This window comes from Proteus sp. G2674 (assembly GCF_009915195.1).
GTDB lineage: Bacteria > Pseudomonadota > Gammaproteobacteria > Enterobacterales > Enterobacteriaceae > Proteus > Proteus mirabilis.
In genome coordinates this window covers 101,922-123,716 of sequence record NZ_JAABLS010000005.1, presented here as the reverse complement: position 1 = coordinate 123,716, position 21,795 = coordinate 101,922, and the positions used below count along the sequence as shown (strand labels likewise).

The window sequence follows — 21,795 nt, the reverse complement described above, 5'->3', positions numbered from 1 at the left end:
AGCGTCATGATTGAACTATACTGATAAGCTTTCAATTGGTTATGGCGCGTTTTTTGATAAATACTAAGGCGTAGTATGGATAATCAGATAATGGCTGAAGAATATGCCATTTCACAAGATAAACAGCGTGAAATTACGAAATTATGTATTCAAACGGCGCTATTGTTGTTACAACATGGTGCTGAAAGTATGTTGGTTGAACAGCTCTCAACGCGACTTGGGCTGGCTTTAGGCGTTCATCAAGTTGAAACGGCTATTTCAGCCAATGCGGTGGTATTAACGACAATAGTTAATGGTCATTGCCAAACCTCAACACGAAAAATTGTTGATCGTGGTATCAATATGCATGTTGTTACCGAAGTTCAGCACATTGTTATTTTAGTTGAGCATCATCTCGCGGATATTGATGAAGCAAGGAAACGTTTTGAACATATCCAACCACTACGTTATCCACGTTGGATAATTATTGTTATGGTTGCACTTTCTTGTGGATGTTTTTCCAAATTGAATGGCGGTGATTGGGATGGCTTTTTAGTCTCTGCTTTGGGCGGAGGAATGGGAATGTGGGTTCGTCAGCTCCTTACTCATCGTCAAGTAAATCCTTTAATCAACTTTTGTATCACGGCATTTGTTGCGACATCAGTATCAGGTTTATTGCTAAAACTCCCTTATTTTCAAGTTACTGCCACTATATCAATGGCCGCGAGCGTTCTATTATTAGTTCCTGGATTTCCTTTAATTAATGCTGTTGCTGATATGTTTAAAGGTCATGTTAATACAGGACTCGCACGCTGGGCGATGGCGACGATGTTAACACTTGCTACCTGCTTAGGGGTTATTTTAGCGATGGCAGTATGGGAGTTAAGAGATTGGGCATAATCAACATTATTATAACGCTAATTGAAGATATGATTTTAGCGGCAATACCTGCGGTGGGGTTTGCAATGGTATTTAATGTACCGTTACGTGCATTAAAATATTGTGCGTTGTTAGGTGCAATAGGGCATGGCTCTCGTACGGTATTAATGATAAGTGGTATGAATATTGAGTGGGCAAGCTTTTGTGCCGCTATTCTAGTCGGTTGTATAGGTATTCAATGGTCACGCTGGTGGTTAGCTCATCCAAAAGTTTTCACTGTTGCAGCAATTATTCCTATGTTTCCTGGGATCAATGCTTATGTTGCGATGATCTCCGTGGTGAAGTTGACTCAAATAGGCTATAGCGAAGAAATTTTTGAAGCTTTAGTGACTAATTTTCTTAAAGCTTCATTTATTGTGGGTGCTCTTTCTATTGGACTATCTTTACCTGGATTGTGGTTATATCGTAAACGCCCCAGTGTATAAATGCTTTATACCGCATGTTGTAGCGAATTTAATGTAATATCCAGTTCGTTTTTACCAGAAATAATAATTTGAATTCTTAATTTATTTTCTGACTCTAAATTAGCATGCGCTTTAACATCTTCATTGTTCGCATGCTTTTTGGTTATTTCGACGAGCTCATTCATTAAATTCAGCATATTCTCATTCATTTTATCTATTCCATTAAAATACCAATCTTTAAACCATAGCAAAGATGTTTTTACACAATGACATGAATAGCGCCTTTTTCTAGCACTTTTCATTTGTATTGTTTTAGTAAATCCATCAAAAAATGAATTAAAAAGATATCTTCAAATAAATAAAAAAGGTATGGTAAGCGCAAATAAAAATAAGATTATTAGTTGGTTATTTAATAATAAATCTTATTAGGTTTAATAAAAGAGAGTATAAGGTAGATAGCACTTTGAGAAAAATATTACACTATATTGTTTTAGCGTTAGGTTTATTTATTATTACGCTAAATGTATCCGCACAGGCACCGGAAAATTTCACTAAAGCAAAACAGCTAGCCAGAGAACGCATTTATTATGATCAAAATCAAAACAACCAAGGTACGCTGTATTGTGGTTGTCATTGGGAGTGGGTAGGAAAATCGGGGGGACGTGTTAATTTAGCCAGTTGTGGTTATCAAGTGAGGGCACAAGCCACCCGAGCTTCACGCATTGAATGGGAACATATCGTCCCTGCTTGGGTTTTTGGTCATCAACGTCAATGCTGGCAAAATGGTGGGCGAGCTAACTGTGTTAAAAACGATCCTATTTTTGGCAAAATTGAGGCTGATTTACATAATCTAGCGCCTTCGATTGGAGAGGTGAATGGTGATCGCAGTAATTTTAGCTTTGGTCAATTATCATCTCAAGCGCCTTATCAATATGGCCAGTGTCGCAGTCGGGTCGATTTTGCTTCTCGCACCTTTGAGCCTCGTAATGAGGTGAAAGGTCAAGTTGCACGTGTCTATTTCTACTTGCATGATCGTTATAACCTCTCAATGTCACGTCAACAACAACAGCTTTTTATGGCATGGGATAAAGCTTACCCACCAACACCGTGGGAAAGAGAGCGAGATAATCGAATTGCTAACATTGTTGGGCATCATAATCCCTTTGTTACGGGACAAATGAAGTGGCAGTTAGGACATAAAAATAGTGGTGCAGGATTAATTGCAACATATCGTCCTACAACTGACAAAATAGATATGCCTAAAGCGCCCACAGTCTCCCAAGATGAGCAGATCAAAGGTAATCTAAATAGTAAAATTTATCATTTTTCACACTGTACTGGTTATAGAACCATGTCAGATAAAAATGCGGTATATTTTAAAACCGAAAATGAAGCAACTAAAGCGGGTTACCGATTAGCAAATAACTGTAAAGCGCTTTAGTCTAGATCTGTTATATCCAGCGTCGAACGTGGCGGCAATATTGTCGCCACGCTTGTGGAAACCGCTCACTTAATATTTTCTCTTCTTGCACAATAGTATAGCGATCGGTAATAAAGTAGAAGGCAAGCGCAGCCCCTAAAAATCCCCAGTTACCAAAAATAAAAAACAGCCCAATACTAATATCGAGAAAGCCAAGATACATAGGATTTCTACTTATTTTATATGGACCTGTGGTGACTAACTGGCGCGGTGTCTGGTGAGGGTTAGGGGATGTATTATGTTTGATAAAAAAGTAAAGGCAGAAAAATAGCCAAATCCCTGAAGTGATGATCGTTAGGGCACCTAAATAGAAAAAAACACCGGGTTTTATATTGCCTGAGTGTAGTTCAAAGCCAATAAATGGGATGCAATTGAGTAGCAGCCAATAAATAAAAGGTAATTTTAAAAAACGCATTTTATTCCCCTCAATAGCGCTCTTTGTTAGCAAAATGTTAACTTAATCGCGTTATTAATGACTTAAATATTGAAAAAATTTTTGTTCTGTCATTATACTGTCATAAAGCTTCGTTAATTTTCACTCTAACTCCATGATGGGGAATATGAATGACAGAAGCAATCAAAATTTTAAATCACCAAGACAAAGCTGGTAGCAACTGTGCATTGATGTTTAATGCTCAAGTTTGTGACCGGCTTTTTTGTTTTCTACAGCGCAATAGAGTCTGAGGGAGGCTCACCTTATTTTCTAGTCAAACAATGATTGATCTGATGACTTTTTGAGACTAACAAAGGTAAATACCATTATGAGTAGACAAAAAGCAGCAACACGTTTACGTAGAGAAAATAAACGTACATTACGTAAAGAGCAACGTAATGCCGCCCATCGAGATAATGTTATGGTTTTACCAGGATTTGGGGATCTAGAAACAATTGGTATGGCGAGAGAGAAACGTGATCAACGAACACTCTCTCCTCGTAATGAAGTTCAACGCCAATATATGAACGCTATTAAACATCAAAATTTGGTTTTTGCGACAGGGGAAGCGGGGTGTGGTAAAACGTTTTTAAGTGCAGCAATGGCTGCTGATGCCCTTATTAATAAAGAGATAGAGCGAATTATTGTTACTCGGCCTGTATTACAAGCTGATGAAGATTTAGGTTTTCTTCCTGGCGATATAGCAGAAAAATTCGCGCCTTATTTTCGTCCTGTCTATGATGTATTAGTTAAACGTTTAGGCGCCTCTTTTTTACAATATTGTTTACGGCCTGAAATCGGCAAAGTTGAAATAGCCCCATTTGCCTATATGCGAGGACGCACTTTTGAAAATGCATTTGTCATATTGGATGAAGCGCAAAATGTCACCATTAATCAAATGAAATTATTTTTAACGCGAATGGGAGAAAATGTGACAGTGATTGTTAACGGTGATATTACGCAATGCGATTTACCTGCCAATGTAAATTCAGGATTAGCAGATGCACTAAGTCGTTTTCAAGCTAATGAGCGTGTTGGTGTCATTAAATTTAATGAAGAAGATTGTGTGCGTTCTAGTCTATGTCAGCATGTATTAGCAGCATATAGTGATTAAAATATTTCTTTAGCATAGCAATAAAAAAGGCAGCATATTAAATTAGGGTATTAATATGCTGCCGATAAAAAACATTCATGTTATTTAAATTACTATATGGCATACATGGGCATAATAGTATGTGGATAATATTACTTAAAATAATCAGGCATAAAATTCTATGCTAATAGGGGATAAGAGAAGTAACTGTAAGAGAAAGGAGAATCAACACAGTAAGTAAATTATATAAATAGTTTACTCACTGTATTAAGATAGAAATTAATTAGCTATTAGGCTTTAGGATCAAGACCAAATCTATTTTCACCTCTAGTGCCATCTAAGCACATAAAAATAAACAGGATCAGTCCGCCAACGAAAGGAATAAATGATAATAAAACCATCCAACCAGATCTATCTTGGTCATGAAAACGGCGCACTGTGACCGCAATATTAGGAATAATAGTTGCTAAAGAGTAGATACCGATAATAATCAAAGCAGCAAAGCCTGTACCACTCATTTCACCAGTATAACTGTCAATAGAAGAGAACATGATCCCATATAACACAGCTAAAATAATGGTATTTACCACTATAAACATCCAATATTCTTTTCGACGCGCACGACCTGAAAAATTAGCATAATTATTTTTAATAACCTCTAAGTACCAATTCATTTTTCATCCTTAATTCAATAGTAAAAATACATAGATTTAGGTTAATCTCTATTATTTTTTGACTCAGTCAAATTCTAATAATCAATTGAAGATAATAAAATTATTATTTGCTATTGTTTTTGAATTCTCACTCTAAAAATATAAATAAATTAAGTTCAATATGTTATTTTTAGCTAATAAAGAGTAACGTCAAGCTGCGGTATAATAATTAAATTACTGTTCTGTTTCAATAATAATTAAATATTATTTTAGTGAAAGATTTTGATTGGCTTAATGGTTTATATTTTTTTGTTTGAATTGACAGTGTAAATTGGGTTTTATTTCTGTTATTTATTTAATTTTGATGAGTTGATGGTTTTTTTGTTTGTTTTGTCAGGAGTTGTGTTAGGTGAATTATTGTTTATATAAGTTAAATATTAAAGATTTCTTCGCTATTATCATTCCTATAAAAAGGCAGCATATTAAATGAGGGTCTTAATATGCTGCCGGTACAGCCAACTCGTTTTATCTAAAATACGCTTAGCTTACATCTTCATTATCCATAACATGATGACGCTCTGCATGATAACCTTCTTCATTAAAGCCAAAACGCCAATAAGGGATAGCATAAATCTGTCCGCGCTCATAGCCTTTATCACGACGAATATAACGTCTTAGTGCACGGATAATTTTATCTTCTCCGGCGATCCAAAATGCCACATCTTCCTTTGGTAACGACCAAGAGATAAATTCATCAATCAGAGGCTGAGTTTGTGTTTCAACAGAGCCGACTAACCAAACAATTTCTAGTCCCTGAGGAGCATCAATAATTTGGCGATCGGATTCATTTTCTATGCGGATCACCGCTTTACCCTGTACATCGGGTGACATTGTTTCAATTAATGCCATTAAAGCGGGTAATGAGCTGGGATCGGCTGCCATATAGTAATGAGAGGCGGGAGCCAATAGGGGATCAGGCCCTCCAGGATTAGTAATGCCAATATAATCACCTACCTTGGCATTTAAAGCAAAATTAATGGCTGGACCTGCATCTTCATGAACCGCAAATTCAATATCAAGCTCTTTTAATTCAGGACGAATAGCTCGCACACTGTAAGTTCGTACTATCGCTCTTGGTTGGTTTTCGGGCCAACTAGGGCCTTTGTCAGTGAGTGTTGGAATTGTTGGTTTAGTTTGGCCTTCTACAGGTAAAAATATTTTTAAATGGGCACCACCTGTGTGACTTGGATAATTGTCCAAGTCATCGCTAGTAAAGGTAATAGAGCGCATGCCCGGCGTGATATCTACTATACGTTTTACTTGCACCAAACGAGGCGGTGCAGGACGATAAATATTCTTTTGTTGTGTGCTGTCTTGATTACTCACGTTTATCCAACCCATCTAAGCTATTTATTACTTGTTATATATTATCATTTACAATCAATAATGATAGTCATTATCACTATTAACACTAATTTAGTAAAGCCATGAATAAGATTGACTTGTCGAAGCGTGATGTAGTTCAAATAAGATGTAAATAAAGAAAATAAAAATCAACAAATTAAAGCGCTTGTATTTTTATGAGGGGAGAGGCACTAACAGTAACGCGAGTTAAAAAGAGGAATTTTTTTAACTAATATAAAGCGGAAATTTATCCCGCTTTATTTTTATATTACCTAATTGATTTTTTACTTTACTTTCATTCCCGCTGCCGTCATTAAAAAACGAAATAGCGAAGAAACGGCAAATAGCGCTAAAACACTACAAAACCAAATGGTAATTAACCAACCCCATTTTTTCAGTAATGAGGGTTTTGTTTCAGGGTTCGGATCAGTGATAGCCTTCTTCATAATTGGTTTTTCCTCTGAATACGTAATAACTCCAGAATGTATAAACGAGAATAATGGGAATGATAAATAGCGCACCAACGAGCATAAAACCTTGGCTTTCCGGTGGTGCTGATGCATCGATAAAACTAATTGCCGGCGGTATAATATTTGGCCAGATACTAATCCCTAGCCCAGTAAAACCAAGAAATATAATCGCTAGAGAAGCAAAGAAAGGTAAGTAATGACCTTTTTTCTTTACTGCGCGAATAATCAACCAAGCGCTATATAACACTAGCAGTGGTACAGGTAAGAAAAAGAAAATATTGGGTAGTAAAAACCAACGTTCAGCAATCGCCGGTTGTGCTAATGGTGTCCATAAACTGACTACGGCTATCACTGCTAGCATAACGAACGTTAATGGCAAGATCACTTTATACAAACTCTGTTGTAAATGGCCTTGAGTTTTCATAATGAGCCAGCCACACCCTAACAGTGAGTAGGCAATGACTAGACCAAAGCCACAAAACAGGGCAAAGGGTGATAGCCAATCAAAATAGCTTCCTGCAAAAGTACGGTCAATAATGGGTAAACCTTGAACAATACTACCGACGACTATACCTTGCATAAAGGTGGTTAATAGAGAGCCGACAATAAAAGCGTTATCCCAAAAAACCTTATGAGTGTCATCGGCTTTAAAGCGAAATTCAAAAGCAACGCCCCTGAAAATAAGCGCAACTAGCATGATAGTTAAAGGCATAGCTAAAGCATCAAGGATCACTGAATACGCTAAAGGAAACGCACCAAAGAGCGCTGCACCACCTAAAACTAGCCATGTTTCATTGCCATCCCATACTGGGGCGACAGTATTCATCATTAAATCGCGATCTTCTCTCTCTTTTATAAAAGGATAGAGCATGCCAATGCCGAGATCGAAACCATCCATCACAATATACATTAATGTGCTAAATACGATGATGATGAACCAAATAACGGGTAAATCAATTCCCATCTTGAACCTCCGGCGCACCTTTGCGGATAAGTTTTAACATATAGGCATATCCAATTCCGAATACAGATCCATAAACGATTAAGAAAATCAGTAGGCTAATGCTCATATGCATTTCACCATGAGCAGATACCGCATCTCGTGTTCGTTGTATCCCATACACAACCCAAGGTTGTCGACCTACTTCTGTAGTAAACCAACCCGCTAAAATGGCAATTAATCCTGAAGGTGCCATTAGAAAAGTGAATCTCAAGAAGAGGTTAGATTGATATAATTTTTTCTTGTAACGTAACCATGTGCCCCATACACCCACTAAAATCATCAGCATGCCAAGACCGACCATAATACGAAATGACCAAAAAACAATCAGTGAATTTGGCCTATCATCTTTAGGAAATTCTTTTAGTGCTGGTACTTGTTTATCTAAACTATGAGTTAATATCAGGCTACCTAAATAAGGAATTTGAAGGGCATATTTGGTTTTTTCTTCATCCATATCCGGTATACCAAATAGAATTAACGGTGTAGCCTCACCAGGATTATTTTGCCAATGCCCTTCAATCGCGGCAATTTTGGCGGGTTGATGTTTTAACGTATTTAAACCATGCATATCACCAATAAGTGCTTGAATAGGCGCTAAGATTAAGATAATCCATATAGACATCGAGAGCATCTTCTTCATTGCAGATGTCTTGTTGCCTTTTAATAAATGCCATGAAGCCGAGGCGGCAATAAAGAATGCCGAAGCAAGAAATGCAGCAACGCCCATATGAGCAAGACGATAAGGGAAGGAAGGATTAAAAATAACCGCTAGCCAATCAACGGGAACTACTTGATTGTTGACGATTTCGAATCCCTGTGGTGTTTGCATCCAACTGTTGGAGGCTAAAATCCAAAATGTTGACATTAATGTACCCAATGCCACCATGCAAGTGGCGAAAAAGTGTAATTTTTCACCTACTTTGTTCCAGCCAAATAACATCACACCTAGAAATCCAGCTTCTAAGAAGAATGCTGTAAGTACTTCATAAGTCAATAGAGGGCCGGTGATAGAGCCGGCAAAATCGGAGAAAAAGCTCCAATTAGTACCGAACTGATATGCCATAACGAGACCAGAGACGACGCCCATAGCAAAGTTAACAGCGAATATTTTTGACCAAAAATGGAATAGCGCTAAATAATCCTTATTGCGAGTTTTTAGCCATAAGCCTTCCAAGACAGCTAAGAAGCTGGCTAGCCCTATAGTAATTGCGGGGAAGATAATATGGAAAGAAACGGTAAACGCAAATTGGATACGCGCCAAATCAAAGGCACTTAACCCAAACATAAACAACCTCATTATTTTGATATACAAATCGCGCTGATCTGTAAATAGCAGGTAAATCGTGTGGATAAGTAGACCATATGACAGTAAACTATAATAGTGACAATAAGTTTAAAAATGACTATAACAGTTTGAGGGTGAATAGGTAAATATGACTCGATATGAACAGCTTGCGGCACAGATACGCCAACAAATTGAAGATAATATTTGGCAATCAGGCGATCGTTTACCCTCATTACGGGATACGGTTAAACAATCAGGTTTGAGTTTAATGACCGTTTTACAATCTTATCAACTGTTAGAAAGTCAAGGGTGGATCACCGCTCGTCCGCAATCAGGTTATTATGTTGCACATCGCAATACCGGTTTTGCTCAAGTAACTGCCAGCAAAGGGCTACATATGAGTGAAAATGTTGAGATAAGCGCCTCTATATTCAATGTTCTTCAAGCCTGTAAAGATCCTAATATCATTCCGTTCGGTTCCGCCTTTCCAGATCCCAGTTTATTCATACAACCTAAATTAAGCCGAGCATTAGCCTCTGCCGCCAGACATTTAGCCCCTCAAAGTTCAGTGATTAATTTACCTCCTGGTAATGAAAAACTACGTCGTAATATAGCTCAACGCTATGCACTGCAAGGTATTCATGTATCGCCTGATGATATTGTGATCACCGCAGGTGCGATGGAATCATTAAGTTTTAGTTTACAAGCTGTTACTGAGCCAGGAGATTGGGTTGTCATAGAATCTCCTGCTTTTTATGGTGCATTACAGGCGATAGAGCGTTTACGATTAAAAGCGATTGCTATCAAAACCGATCCGGTGACAGGCATCTGTTTAGATGAGTTAGAAAAGGTGGTAGAACAATACGACATTAAAGCGTGTTGGTTGATGAGTCATTGCCAAAATCCATTAGGTGGCACTATGCCTGATGAAAATAAAATCAGACTAGTGGAAATTTTAGCGGCAAAACAGATAACCTTAATTGAAGATGATGTCTATGGTGAACTGTATAATAGTCCAAAAGCGCCAATGCCTGTGAAAGGCTTTGATAAATCCAATAGCGTATTGCACTGCGCTTCTTTTTCTAAATGTTTAGCGCCAGGATTTCGAGTCGGGTGGGTCGCAGCCGGAAAACATGCGACTAAAATACAGCAGTTACAAATGATGAGTACTGTATCAGCGAGTATGCCAACACAACAAGCTATCGCTGACTATTTATCACAAGGGGGGTATGACGGGCATCTACGTCGCTTAAGATTATTATTAGAGCAGAGACGTTATCGTATGTTACAGGCCATACAAACGCATTTGCCTAAAGATGTTAAAGTGAATATTCCTGTCGGAGGCTATTTCCTATGGTTAGAATTCGAGCCAACTTTTGATGCTAATACATTGTACCATTTTGCTCTCGAAAGAGGGGTGAGTATTGCACCAGGTGCTATGTTTTCGACCAGTTCACAGTTTAATCATGCTTTTCGTTTAAACTCTTCTTTTCAATGGAATGGTCAGACTGAAAAAGGAATGCAAATTATTGGTGAAGGGTGTCGAAAATTACGTCGTAAATAGCACATTAGCGTACGTATTCATCAGTTAAATGGTCATATTGCACGGCATTGAGCAAATATCACTATAAAGTGATGCTAGCCCTCTAATTAAGGGCTAAATTAACGGCTGCAAAGGTGAGTAAACTGCCGGCAATGCCATCATTATAACGGCGTCCTTTATCACTTAATCCGCCTTTTAAACCAATATAAGCGAAAACTGTACCTAAAAAGCCATAGATAAATAGACAAATAGTGATAAATATCCCAGATAAAAGCAGAGATTGCATAGCGATATCATTCTGGTTATTGATAAAATTTGGTAAAATAGCCAGATAGACGAGTAAGCCTTTCGGATTAAGAAAACTCGTTAAAAAGCCCTTGCGAAAGAGATGTGTTTTTTTATCTGCATGTAGTGTGAGTTGGCCTTTTTGGCAGGCAGATATCAGCATTTTGATTGCTAAGTAGGTAATATAAATCACACCTAGCCATTTTAGTAGATAAAAGAAAATGGGAGAAGTTGCCATTATCGTTGCAAGACCCAAAGCACTAAGAATAGCATGTGTGATATAACCTGAAATGACACCGATATTGGCAAACCACGCTGATTTTATTCCTCCCGCTAATCCTTGTGAGGAGATAAAAAGAATATCGGGGCCAGGTGTGCAAATTAAAGGCAGTACTGTAAGGGCAAAGAATAACAAAGTGTTAAATTCCATCTTTTTCACCTGATTGAGCAATTGAAGAAAATATCGTTTTTGCTGTGCAATTTAGCTGAAAAATTATATGATATTTTCGTAAAAATCGGGTTGCTTTGTTGCTAACAAAAATAATTAATTGGCAATAAAATTCCACAAATAGAACTAAGGTTAATCTTTGATGTCAATAAAATTGGATAAGATAGACAAGCATATTTTGCAAGTATTACAGCGCGATGGCAAAATTCAAAACATCGAACTGGCAAAAGAAGTGGGACTCTCACCATCTCCTTGTTTACGTCGTGTACGTTTACTTGAAGAGTCAGGTGTGATCACGCGTTATGTTGCCGTATTAGATGGTAGTAAAGTTGATGCAGGATTATCTTTATTTGCGCGAATTTGGTTCAGAGCACAAGATGCTGAAACTATTGAAGAATTTGTAAAGGCGATAAAAGTATTACCCGAAGTGGTTGAATGCCATCTAATGGCGGGAGAATGTGATGCACTTATTCGTATTGTGACAAAAGATCTCGCCACTTATCGCCGTTTTCACGCTGATTATTTAACACAAATTCCTAGCATTCAAAGCATAAAAACAGAAGTACCCATGGAGACGGTAAAAGTGAGTTTTGCTTTACCATTGCAGTAATACTCTATTTGGTGAAGGTAATAATCATCCAATAGAAATTATGTTATTAAGCGTCTTTTAAGGACTGAGCTCTGTATTCAACAGGGCTCAGTCCTTTCTCTTTTATTATTTATGGGCGTAAAAAAACTTGAGGTTGAGATAACTCAGGATGAGTATTAACACTGACCTCGGCACCATACCATTTTTCAATATTCTCAGCGGTGAGTACATCTTGAGGTGTACCTTCGCAAACTAATTTTCCCTGATGCAGTAATAAAATACGATCAGCATAAAGGGAGGCGAGGTTGAGATCGTGCAGAACACAACACACCATCAAATTTTGTGTTTTGACCAGTTGCTTTAATAAACGCAAACTTTGTTGCTGGTGGTAGAGGTCAAGTGCCGATGTGGGCTCATCAAGAAATAGCGCAACATTCTCAGGTGTCGGTTGCCAAAGTTGAGCAAGCACTCTAGCAAGTTGCACTCTTTGTTGTTCTCCACCTGATAATTGACGGTAATCTCTTGTTTTGAGCTTTAAACAATTGGTTTGTAATAGCGCGGTTTCTATTGCGATTTGTTTATGTTTTTGCCCATGTGGCGCTCTTCCCATAGCGACGACTTCTTCTACAGAAAAAGAGAATGATAGCTGGCTGTTTTGTCGCATAACAGCACGGTTTTGCGCTAATAATTGACTATTCCACTGTGAGTAAGTTTTTCCTTTAAAAAAACATTCTCCTTGTGTCGGGGGAGTATAGCCGGTCAATAAACGTAATAATGATGATTTCCCAGCACCATTCGGACCAATGATTGTGACAAGCTCACCGGTATTAAGTGCAATAGAAACATCCTCAAGAATAGTTTTATTGCCGATTTTATAGCTCAAGTTATTGCCATATAATAATGGAGTGTGTTGATTTTCCATCATGACATGCGTCCTGCTGGTTGTCGTAAAATAAGCCAAAGAAAATAAGGTCCACCAAGAAGTCCGGTAATAAGTCCTACAGGAATTTCCGCAGGGGATACCAAGGTTCTTGACAGGGTATCTGCGGCTAATAAGAGTATTGCTCCTCCTAATAGGGTGGCCGGTAATAACCAAATATGGTTACTGCCTAATCGCATACGAATAAGGTGGGGCACCACAAGACCAACAAACCCAATAACACCACTTAATGCAACGGCGCAACCGATTAAAATGGCACTGAGTAGTAGTAAAATAAATTTTGTTTTTCTTACATTTAACCCTAAATAATGTGCTTCTTCATCACCGAGTTGTAATAGGTTAAGTTTATGGCCTTGCCAACAGGCTAATGCACTAATGGGAATAATCACGAGAGTTGCAATCGCCAAGGTGTTCCAGTCTATTTTACTTAAAGAGCCCATCATCCATAGTGAAAATTGGCGCAGTTGCTGATCTGTGCTGATATAGCTCAATACACCAATAAAAGACATACAAAGCGCATTAATGGCAATTCCCGCTAGGAGCAATCTTGCCAAGTTACCATCACTTAATTGATGCAATGAAAAAATAATCATTGCCACTATTAAGCCGCCAATAAAGGCGGCAATAATATGACTGTAGAAAGAAAATACGGATAAAAAAGAGAAGGGTAAAATAATCACAATAGCGACCATTAGCGCAGCACCACTGCTAATACCCAGTAATCCAGGATCGGCAAGTGAGTTTCTAAATAGTCCTTGCATGATGGTGCCTGATATGGCTAAAGCGCCACCGACGAGAATAGCTAATAGTACTCGAGGTAAACGAATATCAAGCCAAATTTGCCACTCTATATCATCAAAAGAGCGATCCCATAAAGTACTAAATGAGAGTGCTAATGGGCCGCTATTAACAGAAATAAGCGTAATGATGGTAAATAAGATGAGTAAAATGGCAATACTCATCCACGGTGAGCGAAAACGAGACATTATTGCTCCAATGCTTGACGAATTTGTTGCATAACTTTGGGGGTTGATAAGGTAAAGCCTAATAAACCCATATCATCAACAACGATATAGCGCTTATTTTTACCTGCGGGGGTGTACTTTATGCCGGGCAAGTCCCACAGTTTTTCGATACCTCCAATACCTTTTATTCCCTCTTTAGTGACCAACAAAATATCAGGCTGGCTGGCAATAACCCCTTCTTGTGACAGTAAGCGGTAACTACTAAAACCTTGCATAGCATTTTTTCCGCCTACCAGTGTGATAATAGTATCTGCAGCAGTATTTTGACCGGCAGCCATAGGGGCAACACCACCATGGCTCATGATATAAATAATTTTTTTATCAATAGGCGTCGTGTCAATTTGATTAATAGACTGAATGAGTTTTTCTTTTAATTGCTGACTCTCTGTTTCTTTTTGTAAGAGGGTTGCAATAGCATCGATTTTTTCATTAATGGCTTCTAATGAACGTGTACCCGTAATAGTTTCAACAGGTACACCTGCTTTTTCGATACGACGTAATGCAAAAGAAGGGCGAGCTAATTCGCTAGCAATAATCAGCGTCGGTTTAACCGAAAGAATACCTTCAGGATTGAGCATGCGCATATAACCCACATCGGGTAATGATTTAACTTGCTCTGGTACTAAACTCGTACTATCTCTAGCAATGACCTGATCGCCTGCACCTAATGCAAAAACAATTTCAGTAATATCACCACCAATAGTGACAATACGTTGATTAGCGAGGCTGGTGAATGTCATCAAACTACACAGGATCAAAAGAAGCCATTTTTTCATTGAGCTATCCTTCTATTAAGCTATTTTAGCAAGAGCGTTGAGTTGCTCACGCCATTGTTGTTGTTCTTTTGTTCCCTCAGTGCGTTGTCCATAGAGCTGAGCAATCTGTTGACCTTTGCTATCAAATAGTTCAAGACTTGTGACAAAACCATCTTGGGTTGGCTTACGAGTGATCCAGCTTTCCACAATTTCGCTCTCAATTAAATGCAGTGTAAATGCAGGATTAAAAATGTTAATCCATACTTGTTCACTATTTTCAAATTGATGAGGCACTAAACGATCAATTTTACCGGTAAAGATCTGTACACAACCTCGATTTCCCACGAAAATCATAATTTCATTTTGTACTTCTTTCGCCAGTGCTAATAATGTTTTTAAGGCACTATTATCTACTTGATAAGCTAAATCATCACTGACCGCTTTGAACGCTTGCTGGCGACTGAGATTATTTTCTTGCAGGATTTTAAAGAATTGGTGAACGTCAGTCATCGAGCGCCATTGCTGTTCTAACTGTTGTGCTAATGCCGTTGTTACCGGTGCATCAGTAAAAGGTTTAGCGGGGGTAATCTCTAATACGGGATTTTCTGGTGATAAATAAGTATCGATTAAAGTATTCCATGCGTCCATATGAGTATTATCAGTGGTATACACTTTATGGAGAGAATCACCATGAAGATCAAAGAATTGAATACTATGACGAATACCACGAGCCGTCTCTTCGGTTAATGCAAAGATACTTGCCCAATGAGAGAAGAAAAAGCGTAAATCAAGAGCTCGAGGGTTTAAAATCAATCCTGCATGATCGTTAAAACGAGCATTGGTATATTCACCAAGATGTTCATGAACCGCAATTTCATTACGAGTAATGGCTTTCACTTCGCCTACAGTTGCGAGAGCGGTTAAAATATCACGAACATCACCATGTAAGCGTTTAGCATCGTGCCCAACACGCGCGTGAGTAAGCTCAGCTTCACTTACATTAAGATAAGTTGCTAAATCACGCGCATAAGATGCTTTTTTTTCATTTTTTGCTTGCAGGTAGCTCTCATAAAGAGGTTTAGTCACGGAAACTCCTATTGTTTCGTTTATTTTATTGTTAATTACCATTGATAACTCACCAGTACTTTGGCATTTCGCCCCTCTTGAGGAATACCCGCAGAAGAGTAGTATTTTTTATCAAATGCATTACCCAGTACCAGTGAGGTTGTTAGCCCTGTTAATGAAGCACTACCTTCATAACGGAGGTAGAAATCATTGACACCATAACCCGCTTGTTGGCGATTGGTCGGGCGATTAAAGCGATCATGTTTTGTAAAATCTGTTTTTTTAGTAAATTGTCCCACCCAACCTACGGAAAAATCACTATTGGGTACGGGAATATCGAGGCGACTGGTTAATGTATCTGGCTCAATAGAGGTAATAGAGGCATTACTGGCATTATCTTTTCCTTTTGTATGGTTATAAGCCAAATCCCAACTAAAGAACTTCGATTGATAATTCATCTCGATATCCCAACCCCAAATAGTTGCTCTTGGAATATTCGTCGATTGTGTATATCCCTGAAAAATAGCGACATCTGTATCAATATAATCTTTTGCACGCGTATTGAAATGGGCAGCTTTAATTTTCAGATTATCATTATTAGATAATAAGTCGTCGAATTGAAAACCGAACCCGTATTCAGTTGTTGAATTGGTTTCGGGCTTTAAATTAGGGTTAGGGCGCCAGTAATTGGTTGGTGCTCCGGGGAATGGGGCATCAAAATGTTTAGCATCGTTATACATCTCGCCAATTGTTGGTGCTCTAAAAGCTTGAGCATAAGAGGTATAAAGCATTAACCAATCTGTGGGTGTAATACTAACAGCTCCTTTTGATGACCATTTATCAGCGCTGATGTCATCATAACGATCATTTTGGCTGCTATATTTATCAAACCTTGTACCGACGATGAATGAAATGGGTACATCACGTAAAGTCATTTCATCTTGTAACCAGCCTGACATAAAACGAATATCTGCTTTAGGGAAGCTTTCGGCATTTGCACTGGGTGATTGCTTTTGCTTATAGATCTCACCGCCATAAGTTAAAGCGTGAGCAGCAAAGGGGTAGGTGGTTAATTGAGTGCGATTTTCAAGTTTAATGCCATAGGTTTTTTGCTCTCTACCTTCAAATCCTTTTTGTTGTGTTTTCGCATTAATATCTACCTCGCTGTAATAGGCTTGTGTTTTTAGGTTAATCCATGACATATCACTAGGATGATATTGATAGGTTAACTGTGCATCTTTTTGTGTTGTAGTACGATTTGTCGCTACATTAGCCGGTGTTGGGTTATTGGCGAGTTGTGGATCCTTAGGCTGTTGGGCGTTGTTATGATAATAGCGTAATTGGCCACTTAACGTATTGCTATCATCAATAAACCAACGTCCTTTGGATAATAAGTTAATGATTGTTTCATCGTTTTGCGCACGATAACCGCCTCCATAGCGAGTTGTACCTTTATCACGAGCGGAGAGGGCGAGTAATCCATCGAAATTGTCTTGTTGACCAAAAGCGGTAATGCCAAATCCTTGACTCTGTTGTGCCGTATTACCAAGGGCGGTAACACGCACACCACCATGTTCATTTTTTGCAAGCAAGTCGCTGGCATCAACGGTATCATATGCCACAACCCCACCTAGGGCACCACTACCATATAAAAGTGCTGAAGGGCCACGAACCACTTCAACTTGTTTAATGAGTAGAGGATCGACAAAAATACTGTCAATATGACCTGTATCAGTACCTTGGCGTATGCCATCTACTAGTGTCAAAACACCGTTACTACTGTACCCACGCATACTGATAGTTTCACCGTTTGTGCGGCCAGCTCCTGATATTGAAATGCCCGGTATATGACGCAACAATTCTGTGGCACTTCCAGCCGTTTCTGTCAAAGCACTGTTATTTTTTATGACGGTCGACATCATAGGTAATGTAAAGCTATCTCGTTCGTTACCTGTTGCATAAACCGTTATTATTTGTGTGTTTCTCTCCCCGCTATTTTTTTCTCCATAGATTTGATTTTTATTTTCAGCGAATGCACTGCTAATCGCTGTTGCAACAACTAAAACACTCACCTTTATGCATCGCGATGATTGAGACATACAGGTCGATCTCCGTTATTAAAATGGGCTGCTAAATTCAACAGCCCGTTATGATAAAAATCATTGCTCTTTTTATTGTTTACCAGCGATAACTGACAGACATTTTGATATTTCTAGCTTCTTGAGGCACACCTACCGTTGAGTAATACATTTTGTTGAATGCATTATCGAGTACCAATGAGGCTTGTATATCTTTATTATTGGATTGATAGTTGACTGCAAAACTATGCACACCATAGCCGGGATATTGCTGAAGATCTTCTTTTAATCGAGTAGTCACTTCCTTTGAATTAGGGTATTTATGTGTGCCTTTTTTGGCTGTTGGGCCGGCAAATTTTCCTGACCAAGCAACAGAAAATGGTGTTTTGATAATGGGTGCATTTATAAAAGCGGTTAATGTTTCAGGACGTACCATTGAAATAGTCTCTAGAGACGACAGTTCCAAGGTTTTAGTTTGATTGTAATTTACACCTATAGCGATATAGGGATGAGAATATAGCAATCTTAAATCAAAGCCGTGAATAAGCGCTTTAGGCAAGTTAACTGATTGAAATAATAAAGGTTCACGAGCATTTTTAATGGGAGATAACGCAATATGACTATTTCCAAATTGGATAGGCTTACGACTACGATACCACTGTTGATAAGTAATGTGGTCAATCGATTCAGTGCTGTAATATGAAGCTTTGATGTTTAGCTGGTCATTGGTAAAAATCAACGCATTTTTTTGTAAATTGATACCATGTTCCCATGTTCTATTCGTCTCTGGTTTTAATGTGGAATTTGGAACCCAACGCGCATCATAGCTTTTTAAAGGGGAAATTATAGTGAAATGTACTGAGTCATTATACATTTCGCTTAAAGTCGGCGCCCTAAAGGCAACAGAATAAGAAGAATAGATCTGTAACCATTTGGTCAGTGTGAGACGTAACGCAATATTTTTAGAAATATTTTGATATGTTTTTTGATATTTGTCGGCGGAGGTCATGTCTCCTTTTTTATTTAAGTCTTTGTAGTAATCTAAAGTTTTACTGTTATCAGGGACATTTTGATAATAGTTGTAACGAAGGCCCGCAATTAAAGTAATGGGGAATAATGGGGTACTTAACGTGTTATGAACCCAACCTGAGGCATTATCCATATGTGATAAAGGGAAATTTTTAGCCTTATTATTCGATACCATCTTCTGTTTTTCAGCATCAATGCCGATAATCACAGATTGAGTCAACCTATCTTGAAAGTAATTTAAATTAAAGGCGTTTTCTACTTTCATACCATAGGTATATTGGGTACGTTTTTCAGAATTACCTAGCACACTTTCTATGTCTGGATATATTTCTTTGCGTGTATCCGTCAGAAACGTATGCGCAATTTTAAACTGAGAATAATAAAGTTGAGTGGTTAGATCGAGCCAATCATAATTATTTGGATTTAAATGATAGGTGAGTGAGATATCATTTTGTTTAGTGGCTCGATACATATTGTTACTGTCTCTTTTTCCAAACCCTCCCATTCGATTTAAAACTTCTCTTTGCTCTCCTGCATTATTATATTGACGGGCAGAAAAAATAACGGTTTGTTCCTCTGTAGGGTAAACATAGACTTTTGCAAAATAATTTTTGATACGTTCGTGATTATTTAATATTGAGTCATCAGCAATACGTATCGGGCCACGCTCTCTTTGGCTATAAGCCAATAACCCTTCCACTAACTGATGTCTACCTGCGATCACACCACCATAAGAAAAATGTTTATCCGCTGAGGAGAATGAGCTAAATAATTTAGCACCAAGGTTTTTATTGGCGTCTAATAATTCATTTGGATGGAGAGTTGAGAACGAAACAACGCCACCTAGCGCACCACTTCCATGTTTAACCGAAGAGCCACCATGTTTGACTTTAACGCGCGAAATAAGCGGGGGGTCAATAAAAAGGCCACCAAGCTTGTTCATAGTATTATCAATAGGTTGATGAATACCATCCACAAAGATTTTGACACCTCTTTGATCGTAACCACGCATCATAATATTGCCACCATTGGCGATCCCCGTCCCTGATACGGTGATCCCCGGAATTTGTTTTAACAATTGCCCCGTGGTAGATGCGGTTTGAGCTTGTGCTGAACGGGTATCGACGACAGATTGAAAATCCGTTATTTGATTGTCTTGTTGCCCAATAACAGTCAATGTATCTGTCTCTACTTTTTCAATATGAGCAAAAGTAGTCGGCGCGTATAACAGACAAATTGCTGTAGCTAATGTGGAGTATTTGAAATTTCTTTTCAGCATAGACATACCATTAATATCCATAAAAGTCCTTGTATATGGAGTGAATTAGCTGGCTGCCTAGCAAAATAGGTGGCTTGCGAAAAGGGATTAAATAATTATTTTGTTAGGATAAGTTTTCCTGTTTTTGTTTGGCGTAACTGATACAACTCTCCGTTATGTTGAATATAAACCACGCCCGATTTGCCCAGTAATTCTATGCTATTTATAGATTGAATGACTGGGGAGCTTATTTCACGAGTTATCGATGAATTGTTTAAATTATGAACATTTTTATTCATTTCAATAGCAATACTGATAGAGGTTATGATTATGATAATCATTATCGTTAACAAAATATTTTAGACAAGCTTTTTTTAACGTAAACGCCTAAATTTAAGATGATTAGTAACAAAAGAACAATAAAAATAGGGTGTTAGAATAAAAATCATACAGTTGATTAGCGTGGGAGAAGATAAAGCTTAATCTTGATGAAGATGGATAACGACTTTTTGTGTAAGTTAAAAAGGAGAGGTAAAACTCTCCTTTTTGGCGATATTATTTAAATCGACTTTCAACCGCTTGAGCTAATAATTCCAGTAATTGTTCGGTATCTTCCCAACTGAGACAAGGATCAGTGATAGATTGTCCATAGGTCAGCACCTTATCTGCTGTGACTTTCTGTGATCCCTCTTGTAAAAAGCTTTCTGCCATAACACCGACAATAGCTTGTGAACCATCCGTAATTTGTTGAGCGACATTGCGTGCAACTTCAAGTTGGCGACGATGAATTTTTTCACAATTACCGTGGCTAAAATCGATGACCAAATGTTCAGGTAAATCAAGTTGTTTCAGTGCATCAACAGCATCTGCTACATCACTGGCATGATAATTAGGCTTTTTACCGCCACGCATAATAATATGACCGTAGGGATTTCCGCTGGTTTGGTAAATTGTCATACGTCCCGTTTTATCAGGTGATAAAAAGGTGTGACTGGCACGAGCGGCACGAATGGCATCTATCGCAATGCGTATATTACCGTCAGTGCCATTTTTAAATCCCACAGGGCAAGAGAGGGCGGAGGCCATTTCACGGTGAACTTGACTCTCTGTTGTTCTTGCCCCGATTGCTCCCCAGCTGATTAAATCTGCAATATATTGCCCCGTGACCATATCAAGAAATTCAGTGGCTGTGGGGAGTCCTAATGCGTTGATCTCAATTAGCAGTTTCCTTGCAATACGAATGCCTTCATTAACATTACAAGAGTTATCAAGGAAAGGATCAGAAATAAGGCCTTTCCAACCAATAACGGTACGCGGTTTTTCAAAATAGGTTCTCATCACGATTTCTAGACGGTCATGAAAACGCGCTTTTTGTTGATTTAGTTTTGTTGCGTACTCTTTAGCTGCCTTGGGATCATGTATAGAGCAAGGGCCAATAATAACTAATAGTCGTTTATCTTCACCAGTGAGAATAGCTTCAATGCGTTGACGGGCAGAAGTGATATTACTGATAATCTCTTGTGAGATGGGTAACTCATTAGCTAACGTTTCCGGCGTTACTAGGCTGGCTAAAGCCTTTGTCCGTAATTCGTCTGTTTTTAACATAATTTATCTCAATAAAAATACAGGGTAAGTCT

Annotated in this window: 22 protein-coding genes; 6 read left to right on the top strand and 16 right to left on the bottom strand. The window is 38.3% G+C overall.

Features of this window, described 5'->3' with window-relative positions:
* Nucleotides 1-75 precede the first annotated feature (75 nt).
* Both GWI58_RS01045 and GWI58_RS01040 read left to right on the top strand, forming a co-directional pair.
* Nucleotides 76-879, top strand: coding sequence for a threonine/serine ThrE exporter family protein (locus tag GWI58_RS01045; RefSeq protein WP_161768833.1), 804 nt, complete (start codon nt 76-78; stop codon nt 877-879).
* Nucleotides 870-1,343, top strand: coding sequence for a threonine/serine exporter (locus tag GWI58_RS01040; protein WP_049200898.1), 474 nt, complete (start codon nt 870-872; stop codon nt 1,341-1,343). The genes GWI58_RS01045 and GWI58_RS01040 overlap by 10 nt, the downstream gene beginning before the upstream one ends.
* Before the next feature lie 5 nt (nt 1,344-1,348).
* Here the strand turns inward: GWI58_RS01040 and GWI58_RS01035 are convergent, their stop codons facing one another.
* Nucleotides 1,349-1,531 (bottom strand): hypothetical protein, encoded by a 183-nt coding sequence (locus GWI58_RS01035; protein WP_004248195.1) that lies wholly within the window; start codon nt 1,529-1,531, stop codon nt 1,349-1,351.
* Nucleotides 1,532-1,785: 254 nt separating this feature from the next.
* Between GWI58_RS01035 and GWI58_RS01030 the strand changes: the two genes are divergently transcribed.
* Complete coding sequence (locus tag GWI58_RS01030) at nt 1,786-2,763, top strand: endonuclease (RefSeq protein WP_161768832.1); 978 nt, start codon at nt 1,786-1,788, stop codon at nt 2,761-2,763.
* 10 nt (nt 2,764-2,773) lie between these two features.
* Here GWI58_RS01030 and GWI58_RS01025 read toward each other — a convergent pair whose 3' ends face one another.
* Nucleotides 2,774-3,217: a methyltransferase family protein gene (locus tag GWI58_RS01025; RefSeq protein WP_004248191.1), complete on the bottom strand. Its 444-nt coding sequence runs from the start codon at nt 3,215-3,217 to the stop codon at nt 2,774-2,776.
* 346 nt (nt 3,218-3,563) lie between these two features.
* Between GWI58_RS01025 and phoH the strand changes: the two genes are divergently transcribed.
* Nucleotides 3,564-4,349, top strand: a complete 786-nt coding sequence (gene phoH, locus GWI58_RS01020; protein ID WP_004243190.1) for a phosphate starvation-inducible protein PhoH — start codon at nt 3,564-3,566, stop codon at nt 4,347-4,349.
* Between the two features lie 269 nt (nt 4,350-4,618).
* Here the strand turns inward: phoH and GWI58_RS01015 are convergent, their stop codons facing one another.
* From GWI58_RS01015 to GWI58_RS00995, 5 genes are all read right to left on the bottom strand, one after another.
* A complete protein-coding gene (locus GWI58_RS01015; protein ID WP_004243189.1) occupies nt 4,619-5,002 on the bottom strand; it encodes a DUF805 domain-containing protein in 384 nt (127 codons plus the stop codon).
* Nucleotides 5,003-5,521: 519 nt separating this feature from the next.
* Nucleotides 5,522-6,382 (bottom strand): siderophore-interacting protein, encoded by an 861-nt coding sequence (locus GWI58_RS01010; RefSeq protein WP_004243188.1) that lies wholly within the window; start codon nt 6,380-6,382, stop codon nt 5,522-5,524.
* Nucleotides 6,383-6,669: 287 nt separating this feature from the next.
* Nucleotides 6,670-6,831: a DUF2474 domain-containing protein gene (locus GWI58_RS01005; protein WP_004243187.1), complete on the bottom strand. Its 162-nt coding sequence runs from the start codon at nt 6,829-6,831 to the stop codon at nt 6,670-6,672.
* Nucleotides 6,812-7,819: a cytochrome d ubiquinol oxidase subunit II gene (gene cydB / locus GWI58_RS01000; RefSeq protein WP_161768831.1), complete on the bottom strand. Its 1,008-nt coding sequence runs from the start codon at nt 7,817-7,819 to the stop codon at nt 6,812-6,814. The genes GWI58_RS01005 and cydB overlap by 20 nt, the downstream gene beginning before the upstream one ends.
* Nucleotides 7,809-9,143, bottom strand: coding sequence for a cytochrome ubiquinol oxidase subunit I (locus GWI58_RS00995; protein ID WP_049207938.1), 1,335 nt, complete (start codon nt 9,141-9,143; stop codon nt 7,809-7,811). Before GWI58_RS00995 ends, cydB begins: the two co-directional genes overlap by 11 nt.
* 148 nt (nt 9,144-9,291) lie before the next feature.
* On the opposite strand from GWI58_RS00995, the gene GWI58_RS00990 reads away from it, so the two are divergent.
* Entirely contained in the window at nt 9,292-10,707 is a 1,416-nt protein-coding gene (locus GWI58_RS00990; RefSeq protein WP_036895093.1) for an aminotransferase-like domain-containing protein, read from the top strand.
* 82 nt (nt 10,708-10,789) lie between these two features.
* Here GWI58_RS00990 and GWI58_RS00985 read toward each other — a convergent pair whose 3' ends face one another.
* Nucleotides 10,790-11,401 (bottom strand): LysE family translocator, encoded by a 612-nt coding sequence (locus tag GWI58_RS00985; protein ID WP_110229184.1) that lies wholly within the window; start codon nt 11,399-11,401, stop codon nt 10,790-10,792.
* A gap of 160 nt (nt 11,402-11,561) precedes the next feature.
* On the opposite strand from GWI58_RS00985, the gene GWI58_RS00980 reads away from it, so the two are divergent.
* Nucleotides 11,562-12,029 (top strand): Lrp/AsnC family transcriptional regulator, encoded by a 468-nt coding sequence (locus tag GWI58_RS00980; protein ID WP_004243182.1) that lies wholly within the window; start codon nt 11,562-11,564, stop codon nt 12,027-12,029.
* Between the two features lie 109 nt (nt 12,030-12,138).
* On the opposite strand, the gene GWI58_RS00975 is transcribed toward GWI58_RS00980, so the two are convergent.
* From GWI58_RS00975 to GWI58_RS00940, 8 genes are all read right to left on the bottom strand, one after another.
* Nucleotides 12,139-12,933 carry a heme ABC transporter ATP-binding protein gene (locus tag GWI58_RS00975; RefSeq protein ID WP_004243181.1) on the bottom strand — a complete coding sequence of 265 codons (795 nt, stop codon included), beginning with the start codon at nt 12,931-12,933 and terminating at the stop codon, nt 12,139-12,141.
* Nucleotides 12,930-13,934, bottom strand: a complete 1,005-nt coding sequence (locus tag GWI58_RS00970) for a FecCD family ABC transporter permease (RefSeq protein WP_004248185.1) — start codon at nt 13,932-13,934, stop codon at nt 12,930-12,932. Before GWI58_RS00970 ends, GWI58_RS00975 begins: the two co-directional genes overlap by 4 nt.
* Entirely contained in the window at nt 13,934-14,749 is an 816-nt protein-coding gene (locus tag GWI58_RS00965; protein WP_094959247.1) for a heme/hemin ABC transporter substrate-binding protein, read from the bottom strand. Before GWI58_RS00965 ends, GWI58_RS00970 begins: the two co-directional genes overlap by 1 nt.
* A gap of 15 nt (nt 14,750-14,764) precedes the next feature.
* Nucleotides 14,765-15,814, bottom strand: a complete 1,050-nt coding sequence (locus GWI58_RS00960; protein WP_004248182.1) for a hemin-degrading factor — start codon at nt 15,812-15,814, stop codon at nt 14,765-14,767.
* A gap of 35 nt (nt 15,815-15,849) precedes the next feature.
* Nucleotides 15,850-17,892, bottom strand: a complete 2,043-nt coding sequence (locus tag GWI58_RS00955) for a TonB-dependent hemoglobin/transferrin/lactoferrin family receptor (RefSeq protein WP_041701143.1) — start codon at nt 17,890-17,892, stop codon at nt 15,850-15,852.
* A gap of 79 nt (nt 17,893-17,971) precedes the next feature.
* Nucleotides 17,972-20,185, bottom strand: a complete 2,214-nt coding sequence (locus GWI58_RS00950) for a TonB-dependent receptor domain-containing protein (protein ID WP_237611656.1) — start codon at nt 20,183-20,185, stop codon at nt 17,972-17,974.
* Between the two features lie 89 nt (nt 20,186-20,274).
* A complete protein-coding gene (hemP, locus tag GWI58_RS00945) occupies nt 20,275-20,499 on the bottom strand; it encodes a hemin uptake protein HemP (protein WP_110229188.1) in 225 nt (74 codons plus the stop codon).
* Between the two features lie 214 nt (nt 20,500-20,713).
* Nucleotides 20,714-21,763, bottom strand: a complete 1,050-nt coding sequence (locus GWI58_RS00940) for a 3-deoxy-7-phosphoheptulonate synthase (RefSeq protein ID WP_004243174.1) — start codon at nt 21,761-21,763, stop codon at nt 20,714-20,716.
* Nucleotides 21,764-21,795 lie beyond the last annotated feature (32 nt).

What these genes read in the sequence shown, in the direction of transcription:
- GWI58_RS01010 (WP_004243188.1), bottom strand. Translation starts at nt 6,382, where the DNA reads ATGGGTTGGATAAACGTGAGTAATCAAGACAGCACACAACAAAAGAAT.
- GWI58_RS01015 (WP_004243189.1), bottom strand. Translation starts at nt 5,002, where the DNA reads ATGAATTGGTACTTAGAGGTTATTAAAAATAATTATGCTAATTTTTCA.
- GWI58_RS00940 (WP_004243174.1), bottom strand. Translation starts at nt 21,763, where the DNA reads ATGTTAAAAACAGACGAATTACGGACAAAGGCTTTAGCCAGCCTAGTA.
- GWI58_RS00985 (WP_110229184.1), bottom strand. Translation starts at nt 11,401, where the DNA reads ATGGAATTTAACACTTTGTTATTCTTTGCCCTTACAGTACTGCCTTTA.
- GWI58_RS01005 (WP_004243187.1), bottom strand. Translation starts at nt 6,831, where the DNA reads ATGAAGAAGGCTATCACTGATCCGAACCCTGAAACAAAACCCTCATTA.
- GWI58_RS00955 (WP_041701143.1), bottom strand. Translation starts at nt 17,892, where the DNA reads ATGTCTCAATCATCGCGATGCATAAAGGTGAGTGTTTTAGTTGTTGCA.
- phoH (WP_004243190.1), top strand. Translation starts at nt 3,564, where the DNA reads ATGAGTAGACAAAAAGCAGCAACACGTTTACGTAGAGAAAATAAACGT.
- GWI58_RS00980 (WP_004243182.1), top strand. Translation starts at nt 11,562, where the DNA reads ATGTCAATAAAATTGGATAAGATAGACAAGCATATTTTGCAAGTATTA.
- GWI58_RS00965 (WP_094959247.1), bottom strand. Translation starts at nt 14,749, where the DNA reads ATGAAAAAATGGCTTCTTTTGATCCTGTGTAGTTTGATGACATTCACC.
- GWI58_RS00995 (WP_049207938.1), bottom strand. Translation starts at nt 9,143, where the DNA reads ATGTTTGGGTTAAGTGCCTTTGATTTGGCGCGTATCCAATTTGCGTTT.
- GWI58_RS01025 (WP_004248191.1), bottom strand. Translation starts at nt 3,217, where the DNA reads ATGCGTTTTTTAAAATTACCTTTTATTTATTGGCTGCTACTCAATTGC.
- hemP (WP_110229188.1), bottom strand. Translation starts at nt 20,499, where the DNA reads ATGATTATCATAATCATAACCTCTATCAGTATTGCTATTGAAATGAAT.
- GWI58_RS00990 (WP_036895093.1), top strand. Translation starts at nt 9,292, where the DNA reads ATGACTCGATATGAACAGCTTGCGGCACAGATACGCCAACAAATTGAA.
- GWI58_RS01045 (WP_161768833.1), top strand. Translation starts at nt 76, where the DNA reads ATGGATAATCAGATAATGGCTGAAGAATATGCCATTTCACAAGATAAA.
- GWI58_RS01035 (WP_004248195.1), bottom strand. Translation starts at nt 1,531, where the DNA reads ATGAATGAGAATATGCTGAATTTAATGAATGAGCTCGTCGAAATAACC.
- GWI58_RS00950 (WP_237611656.1), bottom strand. Translation starts at nt 20,185, where the DNA reads ATGTCTATGCTGAAAAGAAATTTCAAATACTCCACATTAGCTACAGCA.
- GWI58_RS00975 (WP_004243181.1), bottom strand. Translation starts at nt 12,933, where the DNA reads ATGATGGAAAATCAACACACTCCATTATTATATGGCAATAACTTGAGC.
- cydB (WP_161768831.1), bottom strand. Translation starts at nt 7,819, where the DNA reads ATGGGAATTGATTTACCCGTTATTTGGTTCATCATCATCGTATTTAGC.
- GWI58_RS00970 (WP_004248185.1), bottom strand. Translation starts at nt 13,934, where the DNA reads ATGTCTCGTTTTCGCTCACCGTGGATGAGTATTGCCATTTTACTCATC.